Source organism: Streptomyces sp. NPDC046887 (assembly GCF_040644755.1).
In the GTDB taxonomy this organism is placed as follows: Bacteria; Actinomycetota; Actinomycetes; order Streptomycetales; family Streptomycetaceae; genus Streptomyces; species Streptomyces lichenis.
This window is the reverse complement of the sequence record NZ_JBEYXH010000009.1, coordinates 88,578-110,363: the sequence shown is the minus strand read 5'-3', so window position 1 is coordinate 110,363 and position 21,786 is coordinate 88,578. Positions and strand designations below refer to the sequence as shown.

Below are 21,786 nucleotides of genomic sequence, written 5' to 3'. Positions count from 1 at the left end.
GGCGTTCGAGTGCCGAAAAGGGCCGCCGAAATCCGACAATCCCCTGGTCACAGCGGTGCACACGGAAGTGCGGGCGGCGGTTCGGTCACCCGTCCGCCACCCGCACATCGATCCGTCCGTCAATCGGCCGCCACCCACCGGCCGTCAACCGGTCACCCCTGACCGGCCGCAGCCGACTACTGCCCGCCGACCAACCGTCAGCTGGCTCCCGACCCGGCGCCCTTCCCCGCCGCCGCGTCGCGGCGCTGCGCGGCGAAGGCGCGGGCCAGATCGTCCCGGGCCTCCAGCACCAGCCGGCGCAGCGCCGGCGGGGCCGACTCATGGGCGGCCAGCCAGCGGTCGGCCGCCCCCAGGGTGGTGGCCGGGTCCTGGTGGCCGGGGAACAGCCCGCGCACCACGTCCATGCCGATCTGGATGGAGCGCTCCCGCCACACCCGCTCGATCACCTCGAAGTACGTCGGCGCGTACGGGGCGGTCAGCTCCCGCTGGTGGGGCTGGGCGAAGCCCCCGATGGTGGCCTCCACCAACGCGTTGGAGAGCTTGTCGGACTCCACCACGGCCGCCCAGGCCTGCGCCTTGACCGCCGCCGACGGACGCGAGGCCAGGCAGCGCACCTCGTGCCGCTTGCCGGAGGCGGTGTCGTCCCGGGCCAGCTCGGCCGCGACCGCCGCCTCGTCGGCCCGGCCGTGCGCCACCAGCGGCTCCAGGAAGGTCCAGCGCAACTCCTGGTCTACTTGAAGGCCGTCGATCCGCTCGGTGCCCGCCAGCAGGCCCTCAAGCAGCGTGAAGTCGGCCTCCGAGGCGGCCGTGGCGGCCAGGAAGCGGGCCCAGGTCAGCTGGTGCTCGCTGCCCGGCTCGGCGGCCCGCAGCTCCCTCAGCGCGCCCTCCGCGAGCAGCTTGCCGCCCTCCTCCCGCCACCCCGGCGCCGTGTAGTGCGACAGCGCGGTGCGGACCTGGGCGTGCAGCATCTGGAGCACCCCGATGTCCGACTCCCGCCCGGCGAAGGCCAGCACCAGCGCCACGAAGTCGCGGGCCGGCAGCAGGGCGTCCCGGGTCAGGTTCCACAGCGCCGACCAGCACAGCGCCCGCGCCAGCGGGTCCCGCAGCGCGCCCAGATGGTCCCGCAGGGTGGCCAGCGAGCCCTCGTCGAAGCGGATCTTGCAGTACGTCAGGTCGTCGTCGTTGACCAGTACCAGCGCGGGCCGCTCGGCGCCGGCCAGCTCGGCCACCACCGTCCGCGCCCCGGTCACGTCCACCTCGGCGCGGGCGTAGCGCACCAGCTCACCGCCGTCCAGCCGGTACAGCCCCACCGCCGCCCGGTGCGGCCGCGGCACCTCGCCCTCCTGCTCCACGGCCAGCTCGGCGACGGTCCCGTCCGGCGCGTAAGTGACCGCCGGTGTCAGCGCGTTGACCCCGGTGGTCTCCAGCCAGGCGCGCGACCAGTCCCGCAGCTCCCGGCCGGAGGTCTCCTCCAGCACCGCCAGCAGGTCCTCCAGCCGGGTGTTGCCGTAGGCGTGCCGCTTGAAGTAGCGCCGGGCGCCCTCCAGGAACGCCTCCCGGCCCGCGTACGCCACCAGCTGCTTCAGCACCGCCGCGCCCTTGGCGTAGGTGATGCCGTCGAAGTTGAGTTTGGCGTCCTCCAGGTCCCGGATGTCGGCGGTGATCGGGTGGGTGGAGGGCAGCTGGTCGGCCCGGTACGCCCAGGACTTGCGGTTGTTGGCGAAGGTCACCCAGCTGTTGGTGAACCGGGTCGCCTCCGCCAGCACGAAGGAGCCCATGAAGTCGGCGAAGGACTCCTTCAGCCACAGGTCGTCCCACCAGACCATGGTGACCAGGTCGCCGAACCACATATGGGCCATCTCGTGCAGGATCACGTTGGCCCGGCGCTCGTAGGCGGCCCGGGTGACCTTGCCCCGGTAGACGTACTCCTCCCGGAAGGTCACCAGGCCCGGGTTCTCCATCGCGCCGAGGTTGTACTCGGGGACGAACACCTGGTCGTACTTGCCGAACGGGTAGGGGTAGTCGAAGTTCTCGTGGAAGAAGTCGAAGCCCTGCTTGGTGATCAGGAAGATGTCGTCGGCGTCGAAGTGGCGGGCCAGGCTGCGCCGGCACATCGCGCCGAGCGGGATCTCCAGCCCGTCCCGCCGGTAGACGTCGGTGACATGGTGGTACGGCCCGGCCACCACACAGGTGATGTACGTGGAGATGGGCGCCGTCTCGGCGAACCGCCGGACCTCGCCCTCGCGGGACTCCTCGGCCCCGTTGCCCCAGACGCTCCAGCCCTCCGGGGCGGTCACCGTGAAGCGGTAGGGCGCCTTGAGGTCGGGCTGCTCGAAGTTGGCGAACACCCGCCGCGCGTCGGCCGGTTCGTACTGGGTGTAGAGGTAGACCTCGCCGTCCTCCGGGTCGACGAACCGGTGCATGCCCTCGCCGGTGCGGCTGTAGGCGCAACTGGCGTCCACCACCAGGGTGTTCTGCTCGGCCAGGTCGTCCAGCGCGATCCGCGCCCCGTCGAAGACGGCCGCCGGGTCCAGCTCCCGCCCGTTGAGCACCACGGAGGCCACGGACGGGGCGATCAGGTCGGCGAAGGTCGCGGCGCCCGGCACGGCGCAGCGGAACCGGATGGTGGTCACCGAGCGGAAGGTCCGGGGCCCCTCACCGCCACCGCCCTCACCGACCGCGGACCGCAGGTCCAGCGCGACCTCGTAGCTGTCGACGGCGAGCAGCTCGGCGCGGTGCCGGGCCTCCTCGCGGGTCAGGTTCTCAAGCGGCACGGGCGAACTCCTTCGTTGCTCGTCAGATCAGGCCGATCCTCCCACGCCCCCGATCCGGCCCTCCGCCGGGAACGGCCTGCTGCCGACGCCGGGGACGGCGGTCGCGTCCGCCGGGAATGGCGCGGCCGATCAGCGGTGTTCCGTCTTTCGGAGAGATCCGGCTGCTACGACTGTTCCGACCGTTTCTTCGGTCCGTTCCGACCCTTTCGACCCGTTCGCGCTTGACGAGGAGCTCGCATGTCCGAGACGAGGACCCCCGCCGACTTCTGGTTCGACCCGCTGTGCCCCTGGGCGTGGATGACCTCCCGCTGGATCCTGGAGGTCGAGAAGGTGCGCCCGGTGGACGTGCGCTGGCACGTGATGAGCCTGGCCGTGCTCAACGAGCCCAAGATCGACGAGCTGCCGGAGCAGTACCGGGAGCTGCTCGGCCCGAAGGGCTGGCGCCCGGTCCGGGTGGTCACCGCCGCCCGTGAGCTGCACGGTGACGAGGTGGTGGGCCCGCTTTACACGGCGCTCGGCACCCGCTTCCACAACAACGAGGAGGGCCCGACCCTGGAGGCCATCGCCGGCGCCCTGGCCGACGCGGGCCTGCCGGCCGAGCTGATCGAGTACGCCGACAAGGACACCTACGACGAGCAGGTGCGCGCCTCCCACGAGGAGGGCATCAGCAAGGTCGGCCAGGAGGTCGGCACCCCGGTCATCGCGGTGCCCGGCGCCGACGGCGGGCAGATCGCCTTCTTCGGCCCGGTCGTCACCCCCGCCCCGCAGGGCGAGGAGGCCGCCCGGCTGTGGGACGGCACCCTGCTGGTGGCCTCCGTCCCCGGCTTCTACGAGCTGAAGCGCAGCCGCACCAAGGGCCCGGACTTCAGCAACCTGAAGTAGTCCGTCCCCGCAGACAGAACGGCCCCCGCGATTCCTGTCATCGCGGGGGCCGTTCCTTCTTCCGCCTGCCCCGTGAAGGTTGAGAAGACGATCACGAGCAGGGCGCCTCGGGGTGCCGAAGGCTGTGGTGCGGGGTGCTCAGGGGGTGATGAGCGGGGTGCGGTCCTTGGCCTCGGCGTAGCGCTTGGCCACGTCCTGCCAGTTGACGACCTGCCACATGGCCTCGATGAAGTCCACCTTCTGGTTCTTGTACTGGAGGTAGAAGGCGTGCTCCCAGGCGTCGAAGACCAGGACCGGGACCGAGCCCTGGCCGACGTTGCCCTGGTGGTCGTAGACCTGCTCGACGATCAGACGGCCGCTGACCGGCTCGTAGGCGAGGACGCCCCAGCCGGAGCCCTGGGTGGTCGCGGCGGCCTTCGACAGCTGCGCCTTGAACTTGGCGAAGGAGCCGAAGGACGCGGTGATGGCGTCCGCCAGGTCGCCGACCCCGTCGGCCGCCTGCGGCTCGCCGCCGCCGCCGTTCTTGGTGCCGGTCATGTTGTGCCAGTAGATGGAGTGCAGGATGTGCCCGGAGAGATGGAACGCGAGGTTCTTCTCCAGGCCGTTGATGGAGCCCCAGGCGTCCTTGTCGCGGGCCTCCTCCAGCTGCTCCAGGGTGTCGTTGGCGCCCTTCACGTACGCGGCGTGGTGCTTGTCGTGGTGCAGCTCGATGATCTGCGGGTTGATGACCGGGTCGAGCTCCGCGTAGTCGTACGGAAGTTCAGGAAGTGTGTAGATCGCCATGTCCGAGCCCTCCGACTGCTTATTGCACATTCTATGCAGTTGCAGGCTAACAGTAGGTGCGGGAACTGTTGATCAGTCCATCGTCCTAGGACTCCGGCGCGTCGCGGAGGTCTCCATGGCACCGAAAGGCGGCGGCCCCGGTATCGGATACCGGGGCCGCCGCCTGTACGCGGGGGGGAGGGGGGATGTCAGCCGGTGGTGCGGCGGGCCGCCAGCCTCTGCCGGGTGAAGCCGGCCGCGGCCAGGAAGAGGGTCAGTCCGCCGGTGGACAGCAGCTGGATCCGGGTGTCCGGCTCACGCGCCATCAGCACGAACACCGCCGCCATCGCGGCCAGCGCGACCCAGGTCAGATAGGGGTACGCCCACATCCGCACCACCAGCTTCTCCGGCGCCTCCCGCTGGAGGCGGCGGCGCAGCCGCAGCTGGGAGACGGCGATGAAGACCCAGACCACCAGGATCACCGCGCCGATCATGTTCAGCAGCCAGGCGAAGACGTCGTCCGGCCGCCAGTAGCTGAGCAGTACGCACAGGAAGCCGAAGACCGAGGAGGTCAGCACCGCGATCCGGGGCACCCCGCCGGATATCCGGCCCAACGCCTTGGGCCCCTGGCCGCGGGCGACCAGCGAGTGCGCCATCCGGGAGGCCCCGTAGATGTTGGCGTTCATCGCGGAGAGCAGGGCGACCAGCACCACCACGTTCATGATCTGCCCGGCGCCCGGGATGTCCAGGGCGTCCAGGGTGGCGACATAGGGGCCGACCTCGACCACGGCCTGGTCGGTCCACGGCACCAGGGTGACCACCACCGCCATCGAGCCCACGTAGAACAGCGCGATCCGCCACATCGCGGTGCGCACCGCCTTGGCCACGCCCTCGACCGGGTGCTCCGACTCGGCCGCGGCGATGGTGACGGTCTCCAGACCGCCGTACGCGAAGACCGAGGCGAGCAGGCCGACGATCAGGCCCTCGGAGCCGTTGGGCAGGAAGCCGCCGTCCCCGGTGAGATGGGTGGTGCCGGGCGCGTCGGTGCCGGGCAGCACCCCGGTGATGGCGAGCACGCCGATCCCGAGGAAGAGGACGATCGCGCCCACCTTCAACGCGGCGAACCAGAACTCGAACTCGCCGAAGTTCTTCACCGCGGCCAGGTTGGTCGTACAGAACACCAGCATGAACAGCGCCACCCAGGCCCACTCGGGGGTGCCGGGCAGCCAGCCGGTCATGATCTTGGCGGCGCCGATGCCCTCCAGGCCCACCGCCACCGAGAGCAGGAACCAGAACGACCAGCCCGCGGTGAAGCCCGCCCAGGGGCCCAGCGCCCGCTCGGCGTGGACCGAGAAGGAGCCGGAGGCCGGGTTGGCGGCGGACATCTCGCCGAGCATCCGCATCACCAGCATGACCAGCAGGCCGGAGAGCGCGTATGCCACGACGATGCCGGGACCGGCGGCGGCGATGGCCGTGCCGGAGCCGACGAACAGGCCGGCGCCGATGACCCCGCCGAGGGCGATCATCGACAGATGGCGCTGCTTGAGGCCGTGCGAGAGGGAGGTGCCGGGATCGGCCGCCGGGCCGCCGGTGGGGGGCGCTTCGGCCGGCGCGGGAGGCGCGGGGGTCCGGGACAATGTCGGTGCCCTGTTCACTGGTGAGCGGACGGCGTGCGGGTGCGTCCCGGAGCTCGTCGGCGAGGCGCCGGGCGCGCAAGCAGTCTGAGCGGACGCCCCGCTCACAGGGAACGGGCGACCGCTATACGGACACCGTGCTCACACAAGGTGAAGGTGCCTCCACGCCACGGTCACCGTCCGTGCCCGGCGCGGGAAAGGCCCCTCCGGCCGCCCCGGGTCACCGTCCGTGCCCGCCCTGAGCCCCGCCCCCCGGCCGCCCCGGCTCAGGGGCGCGGCCCGGCGCCCTGCCCGTCCCGTACCCGCCGCCGGTCCCGTACCTCCCGCAGCCCCGCCACCGCCAGCACCAGCGCCGCCGCGCCCGCCGACCACAGCACCTGCGGCCGACTCGCCGGGTCGGTCAGCATCAGACCCAGCACCGCGCCGATCGCGGCCAGCGCCGCCCAGGTCAGCCACGGGAAGCCCCACATCCGCAGGGTCAGCAGCTCCGGCGCCTCCCGCTCGATCCGGCGCCGCAGCCGCAGCTGGGAGACCGCGATCAGCGCCCAGACGAAGAGCAGCACCGCGCCCACCGCGTTCAGCATGTAGAGGAACACCGTGTCCGGCCAGACCAGGTTGAGCAGCACCGAGACGAAGCCGAAGGCCACCGAGGCCAGCACCGCCCGGCGCGGCACCCCGCCGCCCCCGCCCCCGGAGACCTTCAGCAGCGCGCACGGTCCCTCGCCCCGCTCGGCCAGCGAGAACACCATCCGGGACGACCCGTACAGATTGGCGTTGAGCGCCGACAGCAGCGCCACGAAGACCACCACGTTCATGATCTGCGCCGCCCCGGGGACGCCGATCGAGTCCAGCACCGCCACATAGGGGCTCTGCCCCGGCACCATCGAGGTCCACGGCAGCAGGGTGACGATCACCAGCATCGAGCCCACGTAGAAGAGGAGGATGCGCCAGACCGCGCTGCGCACCGCCCGGGCCACATTGCGCGCCGGGTCCTCCGACTCGGCCGCCGCGATGGTGACGACCTCCAGGCCGCCGAAGGCGAACACCACCGCCAGCACCCCGGAGACCACCCCGTCCCAGCCGGCCGGCAGGAAACCGCCCTGCCCGGTGAGGTTGGCCAGGCCCACCGGCTCGGTGTCCGGCAGCCAGCCGCCCACCGCCAGCACCCCCAGCACCAGGAAGAGCACGATCGCGGCCACCTTCAGCCCGGCGAACCAGAACTCGAACTCGCCGAAGTTGCGCACCGCCGTCAGGTTCGCCGCGGTGAACACGGTCATGAAGACCAGCACCCAGGCCCACTGCGGCATCCCCGGCACCCAGCCGTGCGCGATCGCCGCCGCCCCGGTCGCCTCCACCGCCAGCACCACCACCAGCAGGAACCAGTACAGCCAGCCCACCGAGAACCCGGCCCACCGGCCGAGCGCCCGCTCCGCGTGCACCGAGAACGCGCCCGAGGCCGGCATCGCCGCCGACATCTCGCCCAGCATCCGCATCACCAGCATGGCCAGCGCGCCCGCCAGCAGATACGAGAGCACGATCCCCGGACCGGCCACCGCGATACCCGCGCCCGAGCCGACGAACAGCCCCGCGCCGATCACCCCGCCGAGCCCCAGCATGGTCAGATGCCGCTGCTTCAGCCCGTGCGACAGGGGCTCCGGCTCCACCGCCGTGGCGGCGACCGGATCGGACGGGGGCGGCGGTGCACTCGGCATGGCGCTGGCTCGTACTCTTCGGGGCCCCAGCGGCTCGCTTCCATCCGAGCCCCGGGGCGTTTGGCAGGACCCCACAGTCTCTCCGTACGGAGGCCACCGGCGCAAAAGGGACCGCTCAACCGGCGTCACACGTGACCACCGTCACGCCCCGGCGGGCAGGGAACGGTCCCTTTGTGTGAACTCCACCAAGCCGCTCTCCACCCCTTGTCACCGGGGGCGGATGATCGCCGGCCCGCCCCTGGACTACCGTCGGCGTGTCCCTCCACCCTCCTCACCTCTGCCGGAGTCCCGATGAGCACCGCCTTCGCCCCCGCCCGCCCCGGTGCGGTCCTGGCCGACCTCCTGCCGGCCAGTCGCACCCGTGACATCGCGCTGGTGGTCGGCGGCGCCGCGCTCACCGGACTGGCCGCCCAGATCGCCGTCCCGGTGCCCGGCTCCCCGGTCCCGGTCTCCGGCCAGACCTTCGCCGCGCTGCTGGTCGGCACCGCGCTCGGCGCCCGCCGCGGCTTCCTCTCCCTCGCCCTCTACGCCCTGGCCGGGATGGCGGGCGTCCCCTGGTTCGCCCAGGCCACCTCCGGCTACACCATGCCGTCCTTCGGCTACATCCTCGGCATGCTGCTCGCCGCCACCGTGGTGGGCGCGCTGGCCCGCCGCGGCGCCGACCGCTCGGTGCTGCGCACCGCCGGGACCATGGCGCTCGGCTCCCTCGTCATCTACGCGGTCGGCGTCCCCTATCTGGCCCTCGCCACCGGGATGACCCTCTCCCAGGCCGTCGCCGCGGGCCTGACCCCCTTCCTCATCGGCGACGCCCTCAAGGCCGCCCTCGCCATGGGCGCCCTGCCCGCCGCCTGGAAGCTGATCGGCAAGAAGTAGCCCCTTCCTCAGGCCGCCACGGCGTCGCCCCCCGCGCCGAAGGCGAAGCCGCGGGCCGGGCCCAGCACGGCCGGCCCCAGCGCCCCGAACACCTCCGCGTACCGAGCCCGGACCTGGTCCGGGCTCGTGCCGTTTCCGGGCGCGTCCCCCAGCACCGAGAGCAGCCGCACCAGATACCCCGCCTCCCGGTGCGGCACGCTGTTGGCGGCAGGCCGGGCGAGCGCCCCGCCCAGGTGGTTCAGCTGCACCACCGTCCACAGCGGCGAGTCCGGCCCGGTCCGCTCCAGCAGCGGACCGATCGCCGCCGGGTCCAGGGCGCCGAGCAGCCGGCCCTCCCCGTAGTAGGCGTGCGGCTGATCCGGGTCGCTGTGGATGGTGTGCGACTCGCGGGACGGCATCTCCCGCAGGGTGTCCTCCAGCGGCCGCCGCCCGGCCGCCGCCCGCAGCGGGGCCACCAGCCGCTCGCCCTCCGCCGCGTCCCCGGTGTACGCGATCCGCACCGAGGCCGTGTACCGGCCGCGCAGGTGCTCCGGGACGAAGGGCAGCTCCGGGTAGACCATCACCGCCAGCGAGGAGGTCAGCGCCTCCGGCACCCCCGCCGTCCACTCCCGCCAGGCCCGGACCACCGCCTCCACGCCCCCGGCGCCCCCATCGGTGAACAGCAGCGAACCGCCGTACAACCGGGCCACCGGCACCAGACCGGTCTCCAGCGCGGTCACCACCCCCAGCGCGGGCCCTCCGCCGCCCAGGAGCCGCCCGAACAGCTCCGGGTCCGAGGCCCCGGTGACGGTCACCGGCTCCCCGTCTGGGGGCACCAGCTCCAGGGAGCGCACCCGGTCGGCCGCCCAGCCGAACTCCCGGCCCAGGATGCCCAGTCCGCCGCGCAGGGTGTACGAGACGGCGCCCACGCCGGGGGAGGAGCCGTTCAGCGGGGCCAGCCCGTGCGGCGCGGCTGCGGCCACCACCTGGCCCCAGCGCGCCCCGGCCTCGATCCGGGCGGTACGGGCGGCCGGGTCCACCCGGACTCCGTCCATCCGCCGGGTGGAGACCAGCACCCCGCCGTCCACCGGCCCGGCCAGCCCGTGCCCCGTGGCCTGGACGGCGAGCGGCAGCCCCCGCTCGGCGGCGTACGCCACGGCCCCGCGCACCTCCTCGGGGCTCCGCGCGGCCACCACCAGCTCCGGGCGGACCGGGAAGCCGGTCTGGAAGCCCGCGGTCTCCGCCGCGTAACCGGCGTCGTCGGGGGTGAGGAAAGTCGGCTCGGACAGGGATCCGGACATGGGAAAGGCCCTCCGTTCACGGGACGTGACACGGAGAGCCTCACCCTGATACCTGACAGCTGCCGTCAGGTATTTCCAGCGTGTACCGGGGCGCCTCAGACCCTGGCGGCCAGGGCCTTGCGCCGGCGGTCCAGCACCAGGCCGATGGCGACCACGACGCCGGCCACCAGGAGGGAGAGCGAGACGACCTGGCGGTTGGCCTCGTCGACGAACATGTAGCCCAGGACGAAGACGATGAACGCGGCGGTCGCCCAGGTCAGATACGGGAAGAGCCACATCTTCACGGTCAGCTTCTCCGGCGCCTCGCGCATCAGGATGCCGCGCATCCGCAGCTGGGTCAGGCAGATGACCAGCCAGACGAAGAGCGCCACCGCGCCGGAGGAGTTCAGCAGGAAGTCGAAGACCTTGTCCGGCGAGATGTAGTTGAAGAACACCGCCACGAAGCCGAAGACCACCGAGGCGAGGATCGCCGTGACCGGCACACCGTTGCCCCTGACCTTGGCGAAGGCCTTCGGGGCGTCACCGCGCTCACCGAGCGAGAACGCCATCCGGGAGGCCGTGTAGAGGCCGGAGTTCAGGCAGGAGAGCACCGCGGTCAGGATGATGAAGTCCATGATCCCGCTGGCGTAGGGGATGCCGATGGAGTCCAGCGCGGCGACGTAGGAGCCCTTCTCGGTGATCGAGGGGTCGTTCCACGGCAGCAGGGTCAGCACCACGAAGATCGAGCCCAGGTAGAAGACCGCGATCCGCCAGATCACGCTGTTGGTGGCCTTGGTGACCGCGCGGCGCGGGTCCTCCGACTCACCGGCCGCCAGCGTCACGATCTCGCTGCCCATGAAGGAGAAGACGACCATCAGCACACCGGTGAGGATCGCTCCCGCGCCGTTCGGCAGGAAGCCGCCCGCGTCGGTGAGGTGTGCGAAGCCCTCGCCCGGGTTGTCCGAGCCCGGCAGCACCCCGAACACGGCCAGCAGGCCGACGATCACGAACGCGCCGATCGCCACCACCTTGATGCCGGCGAACCAGAACTCGAACTCACCGTAGGAGCCGACCGAGATCAGGTTGGTCGCGGTGAGCACCACCATCACGATCAGCGCCCAGCCCCACTGCGGGACGGCCGGTATCCAGCCTTCCAGGATCACCGCGCCCGCGGTCGCCTCGACCGCCAGCACCACGACCCAGAAGAACCAGTACAGCCAGCCGATGGAGAAGCCGGCCCAGCGGCCCAGCGCGCGGTCGGCGTACGCGGAGAAGGAGCCGGAGTCCGGGCTCGCTGCCGCCATCTCGCCGAGCATCCGCATCACCATCACGACCATCGCGCCGACGAGCGCGTAGGAGATCAGGATGGCGGGACCGGCCTTGGCGATACCTCCGGAGGAGCCGACGAACAGGCCCGCTCCGATCACGCCGCCGATGGCGATCATGGAGAGGTGGCGGTTCTTCAGCCCGGCCTTGAGACCGTCGGAAGGCTGCGGATTCCCGGGCTCACCGGGGTTCTCGCCTTCCTTATGCAGGGTCGGCTGCATGGTCATGGACAGTTCCTTACCTTGGTGGGGCACTCGGATGACGAGCCCGTGCATTCAAACCCGAGACCGGGAAGGGTCGGAAGACCCGAATCCGTATCGTGATACGAGGCGCCGGTCACGTCCCTTGTAGGTTGGTACGGACCTGTATGCCGGTGACCATGGGTAGTCACCGGCCGGACGCGCTCCGTACCCGACCCCGCTGACCGTTCCCCGGCCGCGCCCGTGCCACACTCCCCCCATGCGCGTGTACCTCGGCTCCGACCATGCCGGCTACGAACTGAAGACCCACCTCGTCGAGTGGCTGACCGCCCACGGTCACGAGCCGGTCGACTGCGGGCCCCACATCTACGACGCCCAGGACGACTACCCGCCGTTCTGCCTGCGCGCCGCCGAGCGGACCGCCGCCGACCCCGAGGCCCTCGGCATCGTCATCGGCGGCTCCGGCAACGGCGAGCAGATCGCCGCCAACAAGGTCAAGGGTGTCCGGGCCGCCCTCGCCTGGAGCGAGCAGACCGCAGCCCTCGGCCGCGAGCACAACAACGCCAACGTCATCGCCGTCGGCGGCCGGATGCACACCCAGGACGAGGCCACCCGCTTCGTCGAGGTCTTCCTCTCCACCCCGTACTCGGGTGAGGAGCGCCACACCCGCCGGATCGAGATGCTCTCGGCCTACGAGACCACCGGCGAGCTGCCCCCCATCCCGGCCCACCACCCGCAGGAGCCGACCGCCTGATGCCCGAGGGGCACACCATCCACCGGCTGGCCGCCGACTACCGTGACCGGTTCGGCGGCCGGCCCGTCACCGCGAGCAGCCCGCAGGGCAAGTTCGCCGACTCCGCCGCGCTGATCGACGGCGCCGTCCTGGCCCGCACCGAGGCGCACGGCAAGCACCTCTTCCTCGGCTTCCGCGGCGAGGAGTGGGTCCATATCCACCTGGGCCTCTTCGGCAAGGTGGCCTTCGGCGACCAGCCGGCGCCGCCGCCCACCGAGACGGTACGGCTGCGGCTCGCCAACCCCACCTCGTACGTGGATCTGCGCGGCCCCACCGCCTGCGCCCTCATCGGCGAGCCCGAGAAGCGCGCCATACACGAGCGGCTGGGCCCCGACCCGCTGCGCGACGGCGACGACCCGGACAAGGCCTGGCGCCGGATATCCCGCAGCCGCACCACCATCGCCGCGCTGCTGATGGACCAGAAGGTGGTCGCGGGCGTCGGCAACGTCTACCGCGCCGAGGTCCTCTTCCGGCACGGCATCGACCCCTACCGCCCCGGCAAGGACCTCACCCGCAACCAGTGGACGGCGATCTGGGACGACCTGGTGGCGCTGATGCACGAGGGCGTACGGAACAACCGGATCGACACCGTCCGCCCCGAGCACACCCCCGAGGCCATGGACCGCCCGCCCCGGGTGGACGACCACGGCGGCGAGGTCTACGTCTACCGCCGCACCGGGATGCCCTGCCATCTCTGCGGCACCCCGGTCAGCACCGCCCCGCTCGCCGCCCGCAACCTCTTCTGGTGCGCCGACTGCCAGCCCGCCTGAGCCCTTGGCCCTGACGGGACTCAGAACCCGTGCGGCAGCCAGGGCGCCACCGGCCAGCCGAACGCCACCGACGCCTCCGCCAGCGCGCCCTGCCGCTCCTCCCGGACCAGCCCCGCCGCGGCCAGCCCCGCCAACGGCACCCCGCCCAGGTACACGGAGCCCAACTCCCGTACCGACAGCGCCAGATCCACCGGATCGGTCGTCCGCTCACACTGAGCGCCCTTGGAGTCTCCGGTCAGCCGCCAGCGCCCCGCGTTCCACGGGCAGAAGGCGTCCGCCACCTCCAGCACCACATCCACCGGTGCCTGGTAGGTACGCGCCGCCAGCGCCTCGCCGACGTCCACCAGCCGGACATACAGCCCGTCCCGCAGCCTCGGCAGACAGCGCCGGGTGTCCGAGACCAGGTGCTGCCAGGCGTCGTCCACCGGCCGGCCCCGGCTGTGCAGGCTCTTCACCAGGTCCAGCCCGAACAGATAACGCCACAGCGCCGCGTACGCCGCCGGGTCCAGCGCCTCCAGATCCCGCAGCCGCGCCACCCCGGCCGGACCGGCCTCGTCCCACCCGGGCCGCACCGCGTACCGCGCGTACCCGACCACCTCGCCGTCCCGCTCCGCCACCACGCACATCAGCGGGGAGGCCCCCTCGCGATCGCCGGGAGGGTCCAGCACCCCCAGCCGGTCCCAGCCCGGCAGCCGGTCGATCATCCCCGGCCGCCCCGGCACCAGCCGCGCGTACACCGCCTCGCAGGCCGCCAGCGCCTGAGCGTCCCCCGGCTCCACCAGCCGCAGCGACACCTCGTCGGTGCCCTCCGGCAGCGTCAGCCGCACCCGGTCGGTGTCGATCTCCGCGTTGACGTGCCGGGTGGCCACCCCGTACCCGAAGCGGCCGTAGATCGCCGGCTCCGAGGCGCACAGCACCGCCAGCGGCTCGCCCCACGCCCGTACGTCGTCCAACTGCCGCCGCATCATCCCGGTCAGCAGCCCGCGCCGCCGATGCGTCGGGGCCACCCCCACCATCGTCACCCCCGCCGCCGGCACCAGGGCCCCGCCCGGCACCGCCACCCGGAACGCGAACGACCCCGACGTGGCGACGCAACTCCCGCCGTCCCACACGCCGATCGACCGCTCCGGCACGGTCAGCCCCCGCCACAGCTCCCGCTCCTCGTCGGAGTCCGCCACCCCGCCGAACGCCAGCTCCAGCCGGCCGTACCAGTGGTCCCACTCCTCCGCACGGAGGATCCGCATCTCAGTCGTCATACGCCATCGGTACCAGCCGCCCCCGGCGGCGGCGACCCGTTTTCGCACCGGACGGCAGCGGACGGCAAGGGGCCCCCTGCACGTCCGGCCCCCGGGTGGATAGGGTCCAGGCCAATGGCCCGTGCAGCGAGAACGCAGACCCTCACGGCCCGGACACGCAAGAGCGCGCTCCGGGCCAGGGTCGCGCTGCGCAGATCCGCCGTCGACTACTTCCGCGGCGACGGCTCCGACTGGATCGCCTTCGCCGGACTGCTGCTCACCATCCCCGCCCTGGCGCTCGCCACCATCGCCTTCCCCATCTGGTGCGCCCCCTCCGCCCTGGTCCTGCCGATCGTCGCCGGCGGCCTGCTGCTCCGCCCCGCCAGCCTGCTCGGGCTCTACGCGGCCGCCGCCGGGGCGCTGATCGCCGAATCCGTGGTCCTCGGCCCCTACACCGCCGAGGACGCCGCCGGGCGGGTCACCCCCGGCACCGTGCTGGTGGTCGCCGCCTGCGGACTGTTCGGGCTGCTCATCGCCCAGTTCCGGGCCCGGGTCGGGGTGCCCTGGCGGCGCGGCGGCACCATGCTCTTCGACCTGCGCGAACGCATCCGCGCCCAGTCCGCGCTGCCCCGGCTGCCCAAGGGCTGGCACCACGAGATGGCGCTCCGCCCGGCCGGCGGCCAGTCCTTCTCCGGTGACTTCGTGGTCGCCGCCCGCACCTCCGGCGGCCGCACCCTGGAGGTCGTCCTCACCGACGTCTCCGGCAAGGGCATGGACGCCGGCTCCCGCGCCCTGCTGCTCTCCGGCGCCTTCGGCGGGCTGATCGGCTCACTCCCACCGCACGGCTTCCTGCCCGCCGCCAACGGCTATCTGCTGCGCCAGGACTGGGAGGAGGGCTTCGCCACCTCCGTCCACCTGGTCCTCGACCTGGACACCGGCGACTACGAACTGCTCTCCGCCGGCCATCTGCCCGCCCTCCACCTGCACGCCGGCACCGGCCGCTGGGAGGAGACCGCCGCCGAAGGCCCGCTGCTCGGGGTGTACGACGGGGCCGAGTTCCACCCGGTCAAGGGCACCCTGCGCCCCGGCGACGTGCTGATGCTCTTCACCGACGGCCTGGTGGAGGCCCCCGGACGGGACCTCGCCGAGGGCGTCGACCGGCTCACCGGCGAGGCCGACCGCTATGTCGGCACCGGCTTCACCGGGGCCGCCTGGCACCTGATCGAGGCCTGCGCCAAGGACGTCAACGACGACCGCGCCCTGCTGCTGATCACCCGCGACGCCTGAAAGGCCCCTGAAGCGTGCTCACCCTCGCCGAGATCGAAGCCACCGCCCGCGCCGCCCACGCCGGCCAGCGGGACAAGTCCGGCCGCCCCTACACCGAACACCTCCAGGCGGTCGCCGAGGGCGTACGCGCCCGGGGCGGCACCGAAGCCCAGATCGCCGCCGCCTGGCTGCACGACGCCGTAGAAGACGACGCCCTCACCGAGCAGTGGCTCACCGAGGCCGAACTCCCCCAACCGGTCCGCGACATGGTCCTCGCCCTCACCAAGCGCCCCGGCGAGGAGCTGCCCGCGTACACCGCCCGCATCCTCGCCGTCCCCGGCGCCCTCCTGGTCAAGGAGGCCGACCTCGCCCACAACAGCGATCCGGGCCGCCTCGCCGAACTCGACGAGGCGACCCGGACCCGGCTGACGGAGAAGTACACCCGCACCCGCGCGCTGCTGGGGCTGGACGGCTAGCGCCACACGGTCAGCGGGGCCCGATCCGGGTGAGCTGGAGGGTGCGCGAGGCGTCGCCCTCCGGCCAGGCCCGCTCCGGCGCCGGGGCGGGCGTCCGCCGTTCGGGCTGCGGGGCCTGGTCCCGGCGGGCGACCGCGGCCCGCGCCGGGTCCTCCTTGAACGCCCAGTCCATCCTGGGCTCGGTCACCCCGCGCAGCGCCCGGCGCACCGGGGAGGTGCAGGCCAGGGTCACCACCGCGGCCGCCGCGAGGGTGAGCACCACCCGCCCGGTGGGCGAGGCCAGCCAGTCGTGGCGATCCACCACGTTCCAGTACTCCAGCGCCTTCACCCCGAAGCCGTGCAGCAGATAGCCGGTGATGGTGCCGGCGCCCAGCGCGGTGAACCACATCTTCCGCTGCGGCACCAGCGCCAGGAAGACCGCCGTCAGCACCAGGGCGCAGCCGGTCAGCAGCACGATCATCACCGGGGCGGTCCACCAGGCCGCGCCCGTCTCCTCCACCGGGGTGGCCCGGTAGAACCAGCTCAGCTTCATGTCCGGCGCGATCCCGTACGCGAAGGCCAGCGTGGCCAGCAGCACCGGGACCGCCGCGATCCGCGCCTCCCGGCGCCGCACCAGGGCGAAGTGCTCGGGCCGCATCAGCAGCCCCATCACGAAGAACGGCAGGAACTGCAGCACCCGCATCAGGTCCAGGTCCGAGCCGGTGGCGGGGGAGAGCGAGGCCGCCACGGCGACCACCATCGAGACGGCCAGCGGATGGCGCAGGCTCCGCCACAGCGGCACCGACAGCCGCCACAGGAACAGCGCGACCAGGAACCAGGTCAGATAGAAGGGGTCGGTCAGGCTCAGCGGGCGGCCCCAGTCGTCCTTGGCCCAGGCCGTGAAGAGGGTGTACGCCGTCTCGAACACCAGATACGGGACGACCACACTGGTCAGTAGCCGCTTCACCTGATCCGGCCGCCCGGTGAAACTCCGCGAGAAGTAGCCGGAGATCAGGATGAACGCCGGCATATGGAAGGTGTAGACGACCATGTAGATCGCACGCGTCGTCCGGCTCCCGTCCATGACGAGTTCCCAGGTGTGCGCGATCGCGACCAGCACGATGGCCAGGTATTTCGCATTGTCGAAGAACGGGTCCCGCTCCTTCTTGGCGGACCCGGCGGACCCCGCCGCGGCCTTGGCGGGTCTGGCCGCGCCGTGCGGCGGCGTGTCAGCGGCGGCGGGCGCCGGCTCCTCGACCGGCGGGAGCGGAGCCTTCTGGTTTCCGTGCGGGGCCTGGAACATTCGAGGCACGCTAGCCCGGCTCGCCGCGTTCGTAAAACCCGTGACAGGTCTCTCTTTACGGGGGTGCCTTCGCTGTCGCACCGCATGCGGATGCCCGCCTTGGGTGGACTCATCCGCGTTGATCGTGGCATTCGGTCACCACCGCCCCACGCGGCATTACCCGGAGCGCACACCGGGGATTTCCTGTGGCCGGAATGTGTATATGCGAAAAGCGTCACAACCCCCGGCCCTTGCCCCGCGTCCGCCCTCCGCCTCCCTGTCCCCGGGGTCGCCGCGAGAGGCCCCGAAGGCGCCCATCGCCCCCGAGTACCCGGGCGACGTGCCCCTGATCCCTCCCGAAGGATGTGTCAGAGGATGTGTCAGCGGGGGGTGTAGCGGGGGAGGTTGGTGGCACGATGGACCGAACGGGGGTCTGCGCGGCCGCGCACCTCCGGGCCGGCAAGGCGGACCGACCGAAGGTGTGATCAGTTGTGGCCATTTCGCTGTCTGTGGTGCTGCTGTTGGCGATCATCCTGGTGGTGATGATCCGCAGCGGCTCGATCAAGGGGGGTCCGGCCGTGGTGGCCATCCTCTTCGGTTTCTTCCTCGCCTCCAGCGGCATGGCCCCCGCCATCCAGCGCACCCTGGACTCGATAGCGAGCACCATCAACGGCATCAACTTCTGACGCCCCCCGGGGCCCGGGAACGCCTCAGGGCCAGGTGCAAGAGGAGAACTCCTCGGACCTGGCCCTGAGCCGTGCAGAGCGGGCGACGGGAATCGAACCCGCGTAGCTAGTTTGGAAGACTAGGGCTCTACCATTGAGCTACGCCCGCATACCGTGCACCGCCCGCGACCGGCGGACCCGGCGTGGACGGCACGGTCATCGTAGCGGGTCCGGCGGCCGGGTCGCACACCCCTTTGCCGGGCGGGGCGGTCTCCCGTACCCGTACGCGGCACGGCCGGCCGTCCCCGTATCCGTACAGCGCGCGGACCGCACCCGAAAAAGGTGCCGACGGCGGGTCCGCGGCCATGTACCCTACGTGTCGCACCGACGGGGTGTGGCGCAGCTTGGTAGCGCGTCCGCTTTGGGAGCGGAAGGCCGTGGGTTCAAATCCCGCCACCCCGACCACGCCCGTACGCGCTCGTCGCACGGGTCGTCCGTAGATCACGTTGTGGGCCCCTCCCTGCTTGCGGTTACTATGCAAGCTGCGTGCCCGTGTGTCTCTCTGACCGGGCCGAATCCGCCGCAGCCGCCGCCGAGGCGGCCCGGCAGACCCAAGAATCAGCCACCAAGGAGACCGAACCGTGAAGAGCGCCGTGGAGACCCTGAACCCGACCCGGGTTCGGCTCACTGTCGAGGTGCCCTTCGAGGAGCTCAAGGACAGCCTCGACGCGGCGTACAAGAAGATCAACCAGCAGGTCACGGTCAAGGGCTTCCGCAAGGGCAAGATCCCGGCTCGCGTGATCGACCAGCGGTTCGGCCGTGGCGCGGTACTGGAGGAGGCCGTCAACGACGCCCTCCCGCGCTTCTACACCGACGCGGTCAACGAGGCCGAGGTCAACCCGCTCGGCCAGCCGGACGTGGACATCACCGAGCTGAAGGACGGCGAGCTGCTGGCCTTCACCGCCGAGGTCGACATCCGCCCCTCCATCGAGATCCCGGACTACTCCGGCATCGAGGTCACCGTCGACGCCGTCGAGGTCACCGACGAGGACGTGGCCAAGTCGGTCGAGCAGCTGCGCGACCGCTTCGCCTCCACCTCCCCGGTCGAGCGCGCCGCCGCCGAGGGCGACGTCATCACCATCGACCTGGAGGCCAAGGTCGACGGCGAGGTCCTCGCCGACGGTGTGGCCGAGGGCGTGCAGTACACCATCGGCTCCGGCGAGCTGTTGGACGGCATCGACGAGGCCGTCACCGGCAAGTCGGCCGGTGACGAGGCCGCGTTCACCTCCGTCCTCAAGGGCGGCTCCGCCGAGGGCAAGGAGGCCGAGGTCACCGTCAAGGTCACCGCCGTCGCCGCCCGCGAGGTGCCCGAGCTGGACGACGAGTTCGCCCAGATGGCGTCGGAGTTCGACACCCTTGAGGAGCTGCGCGCCGACAGCCGCAAGCGCCTGGAGAACATGAAGCAGTACGACCAGGCCACCCAGGCCCAGGAGCGGGTGCTGGACGAGCTGATCAAGCTCGCCGAGGTCCCGATCCCCGAGAAGCTGCTTGAGGACGAGGTCAACACCCGCAAGCACAACCTGGAGCACCACCAGCTCGGCCAGATGGGCCTCACCATCGACAAGTACCTGGAGATCCAGGGCAAGACGGCCGAGGAGTTCGACGCCGAGACCCGCGAGCAGGCGGTCAAGGGCATCAAGACCCAGTTCATCCTGGACGAGCTGGTCAACAAGGAGAAGCTCAACGTCAACCAGGAGGAGCTCACCGAGCACCTCATGCGGCGCGCCGCCTCCTCCGGCATGAGCCCCGACCAGTTCGCCCAGGCCGTGGTCGAGGGCGGCCAGGTGCCGATGCTCGTCGGCGAGGTCGCCCGCGGCAAGGCGCTGGCCGTGGTCGTGGAGTCCGCCAAGGTCGTCGACACCAACGGTGAGACGGTCGACCTGGACGACGACGAGACCGCCGAGGCAGGCGAGACCGCCGAGACCGCCGAGGCCGCGACCGGGGACGCCCCGGCCGCCGAGGCCGAGAAGGCCGACGAGAAGGCCGCGGAGAAGTCCGAGGGCTGACCGGCCCCCCGGCCGGCCCGGCCGCCGGCCACCCGGCCGCGAGACGGCTGAGGCGAGGGCCCGGCCCGCACCCCGTGTGCGGTCCGGGCCCTCGTCGTCCGGGCCCCGCCCGGGCCCCCCGGCCCATCGGGCCCCGCCGAGCCGCGTACGGGCCCCGCCGGACCCCCGTACAGGCCCTCGAAAGGCGCCGCCCAGGCCCTCGAAGGCCCCGCCGGGCCGCCTACCTTGCGCTCCCAGCGAACAGTTCGGGAACCGGGATGGCCGCTGCCGACCAGCGCGTTAGGGTCCATGAATACGAGGGCAGGCACATACCCGCCCAGTACGTACGACGCTGAGACGGCTCGTGCCGTCGGAGACGAGCAGGTGGATACGTGACGAATCTGAAGCCTTACGCCGCGGGTGAGCCGTCCATCGGTGGCGGCCTCGGCGACCATGTCTACAACCGGCTGCTCGGCGAGCGCATCATCTTCCTCGGCCAGCAGGTCGACGACGACATCGCGAACAAGATCACCTCGCAGATGCTGCTCCTTGCCGCGGACCCCAGCAAGGACATCTACCTCTACATCAACAGCCCCGGCGGCTCGGTGACGGCCGGCATGGCGGTCTACGACACCATGCAGTACATCCCGAACGACGTGGTCACCATCGGCATGGGCATGGCCGCCTCGATGGGCCAGTTCCTGCTGACCGGCGGCACCCCCGGCAAGCGCTTCGCGCTGCCGAACACCGACATCCTGATGCATCAGGGCTCCGCCGGCATCGGCGGCACCGCCTCGGACATCAAGATCCAGGCCGAGTACCTGCTCCGCACCAAGAAGCGGATGGCCGAGATCACCGCGCGCCACTCCGGTCAGACCATGGAGACGATCATCCGCGACGGCGACCGCGACCGCTGGTTCACCGCCGAGGAGGCCAAGGAGTACGGCCTGATCGACGACATCATGTCCGTCGCCGCGGGCGTTCCGGGCGGTGGCGGCACCGGCGCCTGAGCGCCCCGCCGCCGGCCCGATCCGCCGACCCCAGCCCGCCGAACGCCCGACCGCCATCAGGATGGTGAAACACCCCATGAGCAACTTCTCCGCGAGCGGCCTCTACACCGGCCCGCAGGTGGACAACCGGTACGTGGTGCCCCGGTTCGTCGAGCGCACCTCCCAGGGCGTGCGCGAGTACGACCCGTACGCCAAGCTCTTCGAGGAGCGCGTGATCTTCCTCGGCGTGCAGATCGACGACGCCTCCGCCAACGACGTCATGGCGCAGCTGCTGTGCCTGGAGTCGATGGACCCGGACCGGGACATCTCGATCTACATCAACAGCCCCGGTGGCTCGTTCACCGCGCTGACCGCCATCTACGACACGATGCAGTTCGTGAAGCCGGACATCCAGACCGTCTGCATGGGCCAGGCCGCCTCGGCCGCCGCCGTGCTGCTGGCCGCGGGCACCCCCGGCAAGCGGATGGCGCTGCCCAACGCCCGGGTGCTGATCCACCAGCCGTCCGGCGGCACCGGCCGTGAGCAGCTCTCCGACCTGGAGATCGCGGCCAACGAGATCCTGCGCATGCGGACCCAGCTGGAGGAGATGCTGGCCAAGCACTCCAGCACCCCGATCGAGAAGATCCGCGACGACATCGAGCGCGACAAGATCCTCACGGCCGAGGAGTCCCTGGCGTACGGCCTGGTGGACCAGATCGTCTCCACCCGCAAGAGCACCACCGCGGCGGCCGCCTGACCCTGCCGGCACCCCCTCGGCACCCGCCCGCGCACCACGCGGTGTGCTGAACCATGCCGAGGGGGGCCCGAACACGGGCATGGGCAAGGTACCGTCGGATAGAGGCA

At 71.7% G+C, this 21,786-nt stretch carries 18 protein-coding genes and 2 tRNA genes; 11 read left to right on the top strand and 9 right to left on the bottom strand.

Translation table 11 applies throughout. The features are described 5' to 3' along the window. Nucleotides 1–197: 197 nt before the first annotated feature. Entirely contained in the window at nucleotides 198–2,774 is a 2,577-nt protein-coding gene (gene pepN / locus ABZ945_RS12025; RefSeq protein WP_361267297.1) for an aminopeptidase N, read from the bottom strand. 237 nt (nucleotides 2,775–3,011) lie between these two features. Between pepN and ABZ945_RS12020 the strand changes: the two genes are divergently transcribed. Further along, nucleotides 3,012–3,656, top strand: a complete 645-nt coding sequence (locus ABZ945_RS12020; RefSeq protein WP_361267295.1) for a DsbA family protein — start codon at nucleotides 3,012–3,014, stop codon at nucleotides 3,654–3,656. 138 nt (nucleotides 3,657–3,794) lie between these two features. Here ABZ945_RS12020 and ABZ945_RS12015 read toward each other — a convergent pair whose 3' ends face one another. The 3 genes from ABZ945_RS12015 to ABZ945_RS12005 form a co-directional block, all read right to left on the bottom strand. Next, the gene (locus tag ABZ945_RS12015; protein WP_361267464.1) at nucleotides 3,795–4,439 is read right to left on the bottom strand and encodes a superoxide dismutase; all 645 of its coding nucleotides are present in this window, start codon (nucleotides 4,437–4,439) and stop codon (nucleotides 3,795–3,797) included. A 188-nt stretch (nucleotides 4,440–4,627) separates the two neighbouring features. After that, complete coding sequence (locus ABZ945_RS12010) at nucleotides 4,628–6,055, bottom strand: amino acid permease (RefSeq protein ID WP_361267293.1); 1,428 nt, start codon at nucleotides 6,053–6,055, stop codon at nucleotides 4,628–4,630. Between the two features lie 263 nt (nucleotides 6,056–6,318). Next, nucleotides 6,319–7,764, bottom strand: coding sequence for an amino acid permease (locus ABZ945_RS12005; protein WP_361267291.1), 1,446 nt, complete (start codon nucleotides 7,762–7,764; stop codon nucleotides 6,319–6,321). A 291-nt stretch (nucleotides 7,765–8,055) separates the two neighbouring features. Between ABZ945_RS12005 and ABZ945_RS12000 the strand changes: the two genes are divergently transcribed. Then, nucleotides 8,056–8,637, top strand: a complete 582-nt coding sequence (locus ABZ945_RS12000) for a biotin transporter BioY (protein ID WP_361267289.1) — start codon at nucleotides 8,056–8,058, stop codon at nucleotides 8,635–8,637. Between the two features lie 8 nt (nucleotides 8,638–8,645). On the opposite strand, the gene ABZ945_RS11995 is transcribed toward ABZ945_RS12000, so the two are convergent. Then, nucleotides 8,646–9,917, bottom strand: coding sequence for an FAD-dependent oxidoreductase (locus tag ABZ945_RS11995; protein WP_361267287.1), 1,272 nt, complete (start codon nucleotides 9,915–9,917; stop codon nucleotides 8,646–8,648). A gap of 95 nt (nucleotides 9,918–10,012) precedes the next feature. Continuing rightward, complete coding sequence (locus ABZ945_RS11990) at nucleotides 10,013–11,449, bottom strand: amino acid permease (RefSeq protein ID WP_361267285.1); 1,437 nt, start codon at nucleotides 11,447–11,449, stop codon at nucleotides 10,013–10,015. Nucleotides 11,450–11,681: 232 nt separating this feature from the next. On the opposite strand from ABZ945_RS11990, the gene ABZ945_RS11985 reads away from it, so the two are divergent. Then, a complete protein-coding gene (locus tag ABZ945_RS11985) occupies nucleotides 11,682–12,176 on the top strand; it encodes a ribose-5-phosphate isomerase (RefSeq protein WP_361267283.1) in 495 nt (164 codons plus the stop codon). Then, on the top strand, nucleotides 12,176–12,985 hold the full coding sequence (locus ABZ945_RS11980; RefSeq protein ID WP_361267281.1) for a DNA-formamidopyrimidine glycosylase family protein: 810 nt from the start codon (nucleotides 12,176–12,178) through the stop codon (nucleotides 12,983–12,985). The genes ABZ945_RS11985 and ABZ945_RS11980 overlap by 1 nt, the downstream gene beginning before the upstream one ends. 20 nt (nucleotides 12,986–13,005) lie before the next feature. Here the strand turns inward: ABZ945_RS11980 and ABZ945_RS11975 are convergent, their stop codons facing one another. Then, nucleotides 13,006–14,241: a GNAT family N-acetyltransferase gene (locus ABZ945_RS11975; protein ID WP_361267279.1), complete on the bottom strand. Its 1,236-nt coding sequence runs from the start codon at nucleotides 14,239–14,241 to the stop codon at nucleotides 13,006–13,008. A 114-nt stretch (nucleotides 14,242–14,355) separates the two neighbouring features. Here ABZ945_RS11975 and ABZ945_RS11970 point away from each other — a divergent pair, with 114 nt between their 5' ends. Both ABZ945_RS11970 and ABZ945_RS11965 read left to right on the top strand, forming a co-directional pair. Next, nucleotides 14,356–15,507, top strand: coding sequence for a PP2C family protein-serine/threonine phosphatase (locus ABZ945_RS11970; RefSeq protein WP_361267277.1), 1,152 nt, complete (start codon nucleotides 14,356–14,358; stop codon nucleotides 15,505–15,507). 14 nt (nucleotides 15,508–15,521) lie between these two features. Continuing rightward, nucleotides 15,522–15,962, top strand: coding sequence for an HD domain-containing protein (locus ABZ945_RS11965; RefSeq protein ID WP_361267275.1), 441 nt, complete (start codon nucleotides 15,522–15,524; stop codon nucleotides 15,960–15,962). 10 nt (nucleotides 15,963–15,972) lie between these two features. Here ABZ945_RS11965 and ABZ945_RS11960 read toward each other — a convergent pair whose 3' ends face one another. Beyond that, nucleotides 15,973–17,244: an acyltransferase family protein gene (locus ABZ945_RS11960; RefSeq protein ID WP_361267273.1), complete on the bottom strand. Its 1,272-nt coding sequence runs from the start codon at nucleotides 17,242–17,244 to the stop codon at nucleotides 15,973–15,975. 470 nt (nucleotides 17,245–17,714) lie between these two features. Here ABZ945_RS11960 and ABZ945_RS11955 point away from each other — a divergent pair, with 470 nt between their 5' ends. Continuing rightward, the gene (locus tag ABZ945_RS11955) at nucleotides 17,715–17,909 is read left to right on the top strand and encodes a hypothetical protein (RefSeq protein ID WP_248632053.1); all 195 of its coding nucleotides are present in this window, start codon (nucleotides 17,715–17,717) and stop codon (nucleotides 17,907–17,909) included. A 77-nt stretch (nucleotides 17,910–17,986) separates the two neighbouring features. Here the strand turns inward: ABZ945_RS11955 and ABZ945_RS11950 are convergent. Continuing rightward, a tRNA-Gly gene (locus ABZ945_RS11950) sits at nucleotides 17,987–18,057 on the bottom strand. Between the two features lie 219 nt (nucleotides 18,058–18,276). Between ABZ945_RS11950 and ABZ945_RS11945 the strand changes: the two genes are divergently transcribed. From ABZ945_RS11945 to ABZ945_RS11930, 4 genes are all read left to right on the top strand, one after another. Further along, nucleotides 18,277–18,353: transfer RNA gene (locus ABZ945_RS11945), tRNA-Pro, on the top strand. A 176-nt stretch (nucleotides 18,354–18,529) separates the two neighbouring features. After that, a complete protein-coding gene (gene tig / locus ABZ945_RS11940) occupies nucleotides 18,530–19,954 on the top strand; it encodes a trigger factor (RefSeq protein ID WP_361267270.1) in 1,425 nt (474 codons plus the stop codon). 371 nt (nucleotides 19,955–20,325) lie between these two features. Next, the gene (locus tag ABZ945_RS11935; protein ID WP_361267268.1) at nucleotides 20,326–20,943 is read left to right on the top strand and encodes an ATP-dependent Clp protease proteolytic subunit; all 618 of its coding nucleotides are present in this window, start codon (nucleotides 20,326–20,328) and stop codon (nucleotides 20,941–20,943) included. A 76-nt stretch (nucleotides 20,944–21,019) separates the two neighbouring features. Beyond that, a complete protein-coding gene (locus ABZ945_RS11930) occupies nucleotides 21,020–21,679 on the top strand; it encodes an ATP-dependent Clp protease proteolytic subunit (protein ID WP_248632056.1) in 660 nt (219 codons plus the stop codon). Nucleotides 21,680–21,786: the final 107 nt, after the last annotated feature.

Coding starts and splice junctions, on each gene's coding strand:
- ABZ945_RS11985 (WP_361267283.1), top strand. CDS start 11,682: ATGCGCGTGTACCTCGGCTCCGACCATGCCGGCTACGAACTGAAGACC.
- ABZ945_RS11990 (WP_361267285.1), bottom strand. CDS start 11,449: ATGACCATGCAGCCGACCCTGCATAAGGAAGGCGAGAACCCCGGTGAG.
- ABZ945_RS11975 (WP_361267279.1), bottom strand. CDS start 14,241: ATGACGACTGAGATGCGGATCCTCCGTGCGGAGGAGTGGGACCACTGG.
- ABZ945_RS11960 (WP_361267273.1), bottom strand. CDS start 17,244: ATGTTCCAGGCCCCGCACGGAAACCAGAAGGCTCCGCTCCCGCCGGTC.
- ABZ945_RS12000 (WP_361267289.1), top strand. CDS start 8,056: ATGAGCACCGCCTTCGCCCCCGCCCGCCCCGGTGCGGTCCTGGCCGAC.
- ABZ945_RS11995 (WP_361267287.1), bottom strand. CDS start 9,917: ATGTCCGGATCCCTGTCCGAGCCGACTTTCCTCACCCCCGACGACGCC.
- ABZ945_RS11970 (WP_361267277.1), top strand. CDS start 14,356: ATGGCCCGTGCAGCGAGAACGCAGACCCTCACGGCCCGGACACGCAAG.
- ABZ945_RS11930 (WP_248632056.1), top strand. CDS start 21,020: ATGAGCAACTTCTCCGCGAGCGGCCTCTACACCGGCCCGCAGGTGGAC.
- ABZ945_RS11980 (WP_361267281.1), top strand. CDS start 12,176: ATGCCCGAGGGGCACACCATCCACCGGCTGGCCGCCGACTACCGTGAC.
- ABZ945_RS12005 (WP_361267291.1), bottom strand. CDS start 7,764: ATGCCGAGTGCACCGCCGCCCCCGTCCGATCCGGTCGCCGCCACGGCG.
- ABZ945_RS12015 (WP_361267464.1), bottom strand. CDS start 4,439: ATGGCGATCTACACACTTCCTGAACTTCCGTACGACTACGCGGAGCTC.
- ABZ945_RS12020 (WP_361267295.1), top strand. CDS start 3,012: ATGTCCGAGACGAGGACCCCCGCCGACTTCTGGTTCGACCCGCTGTGC.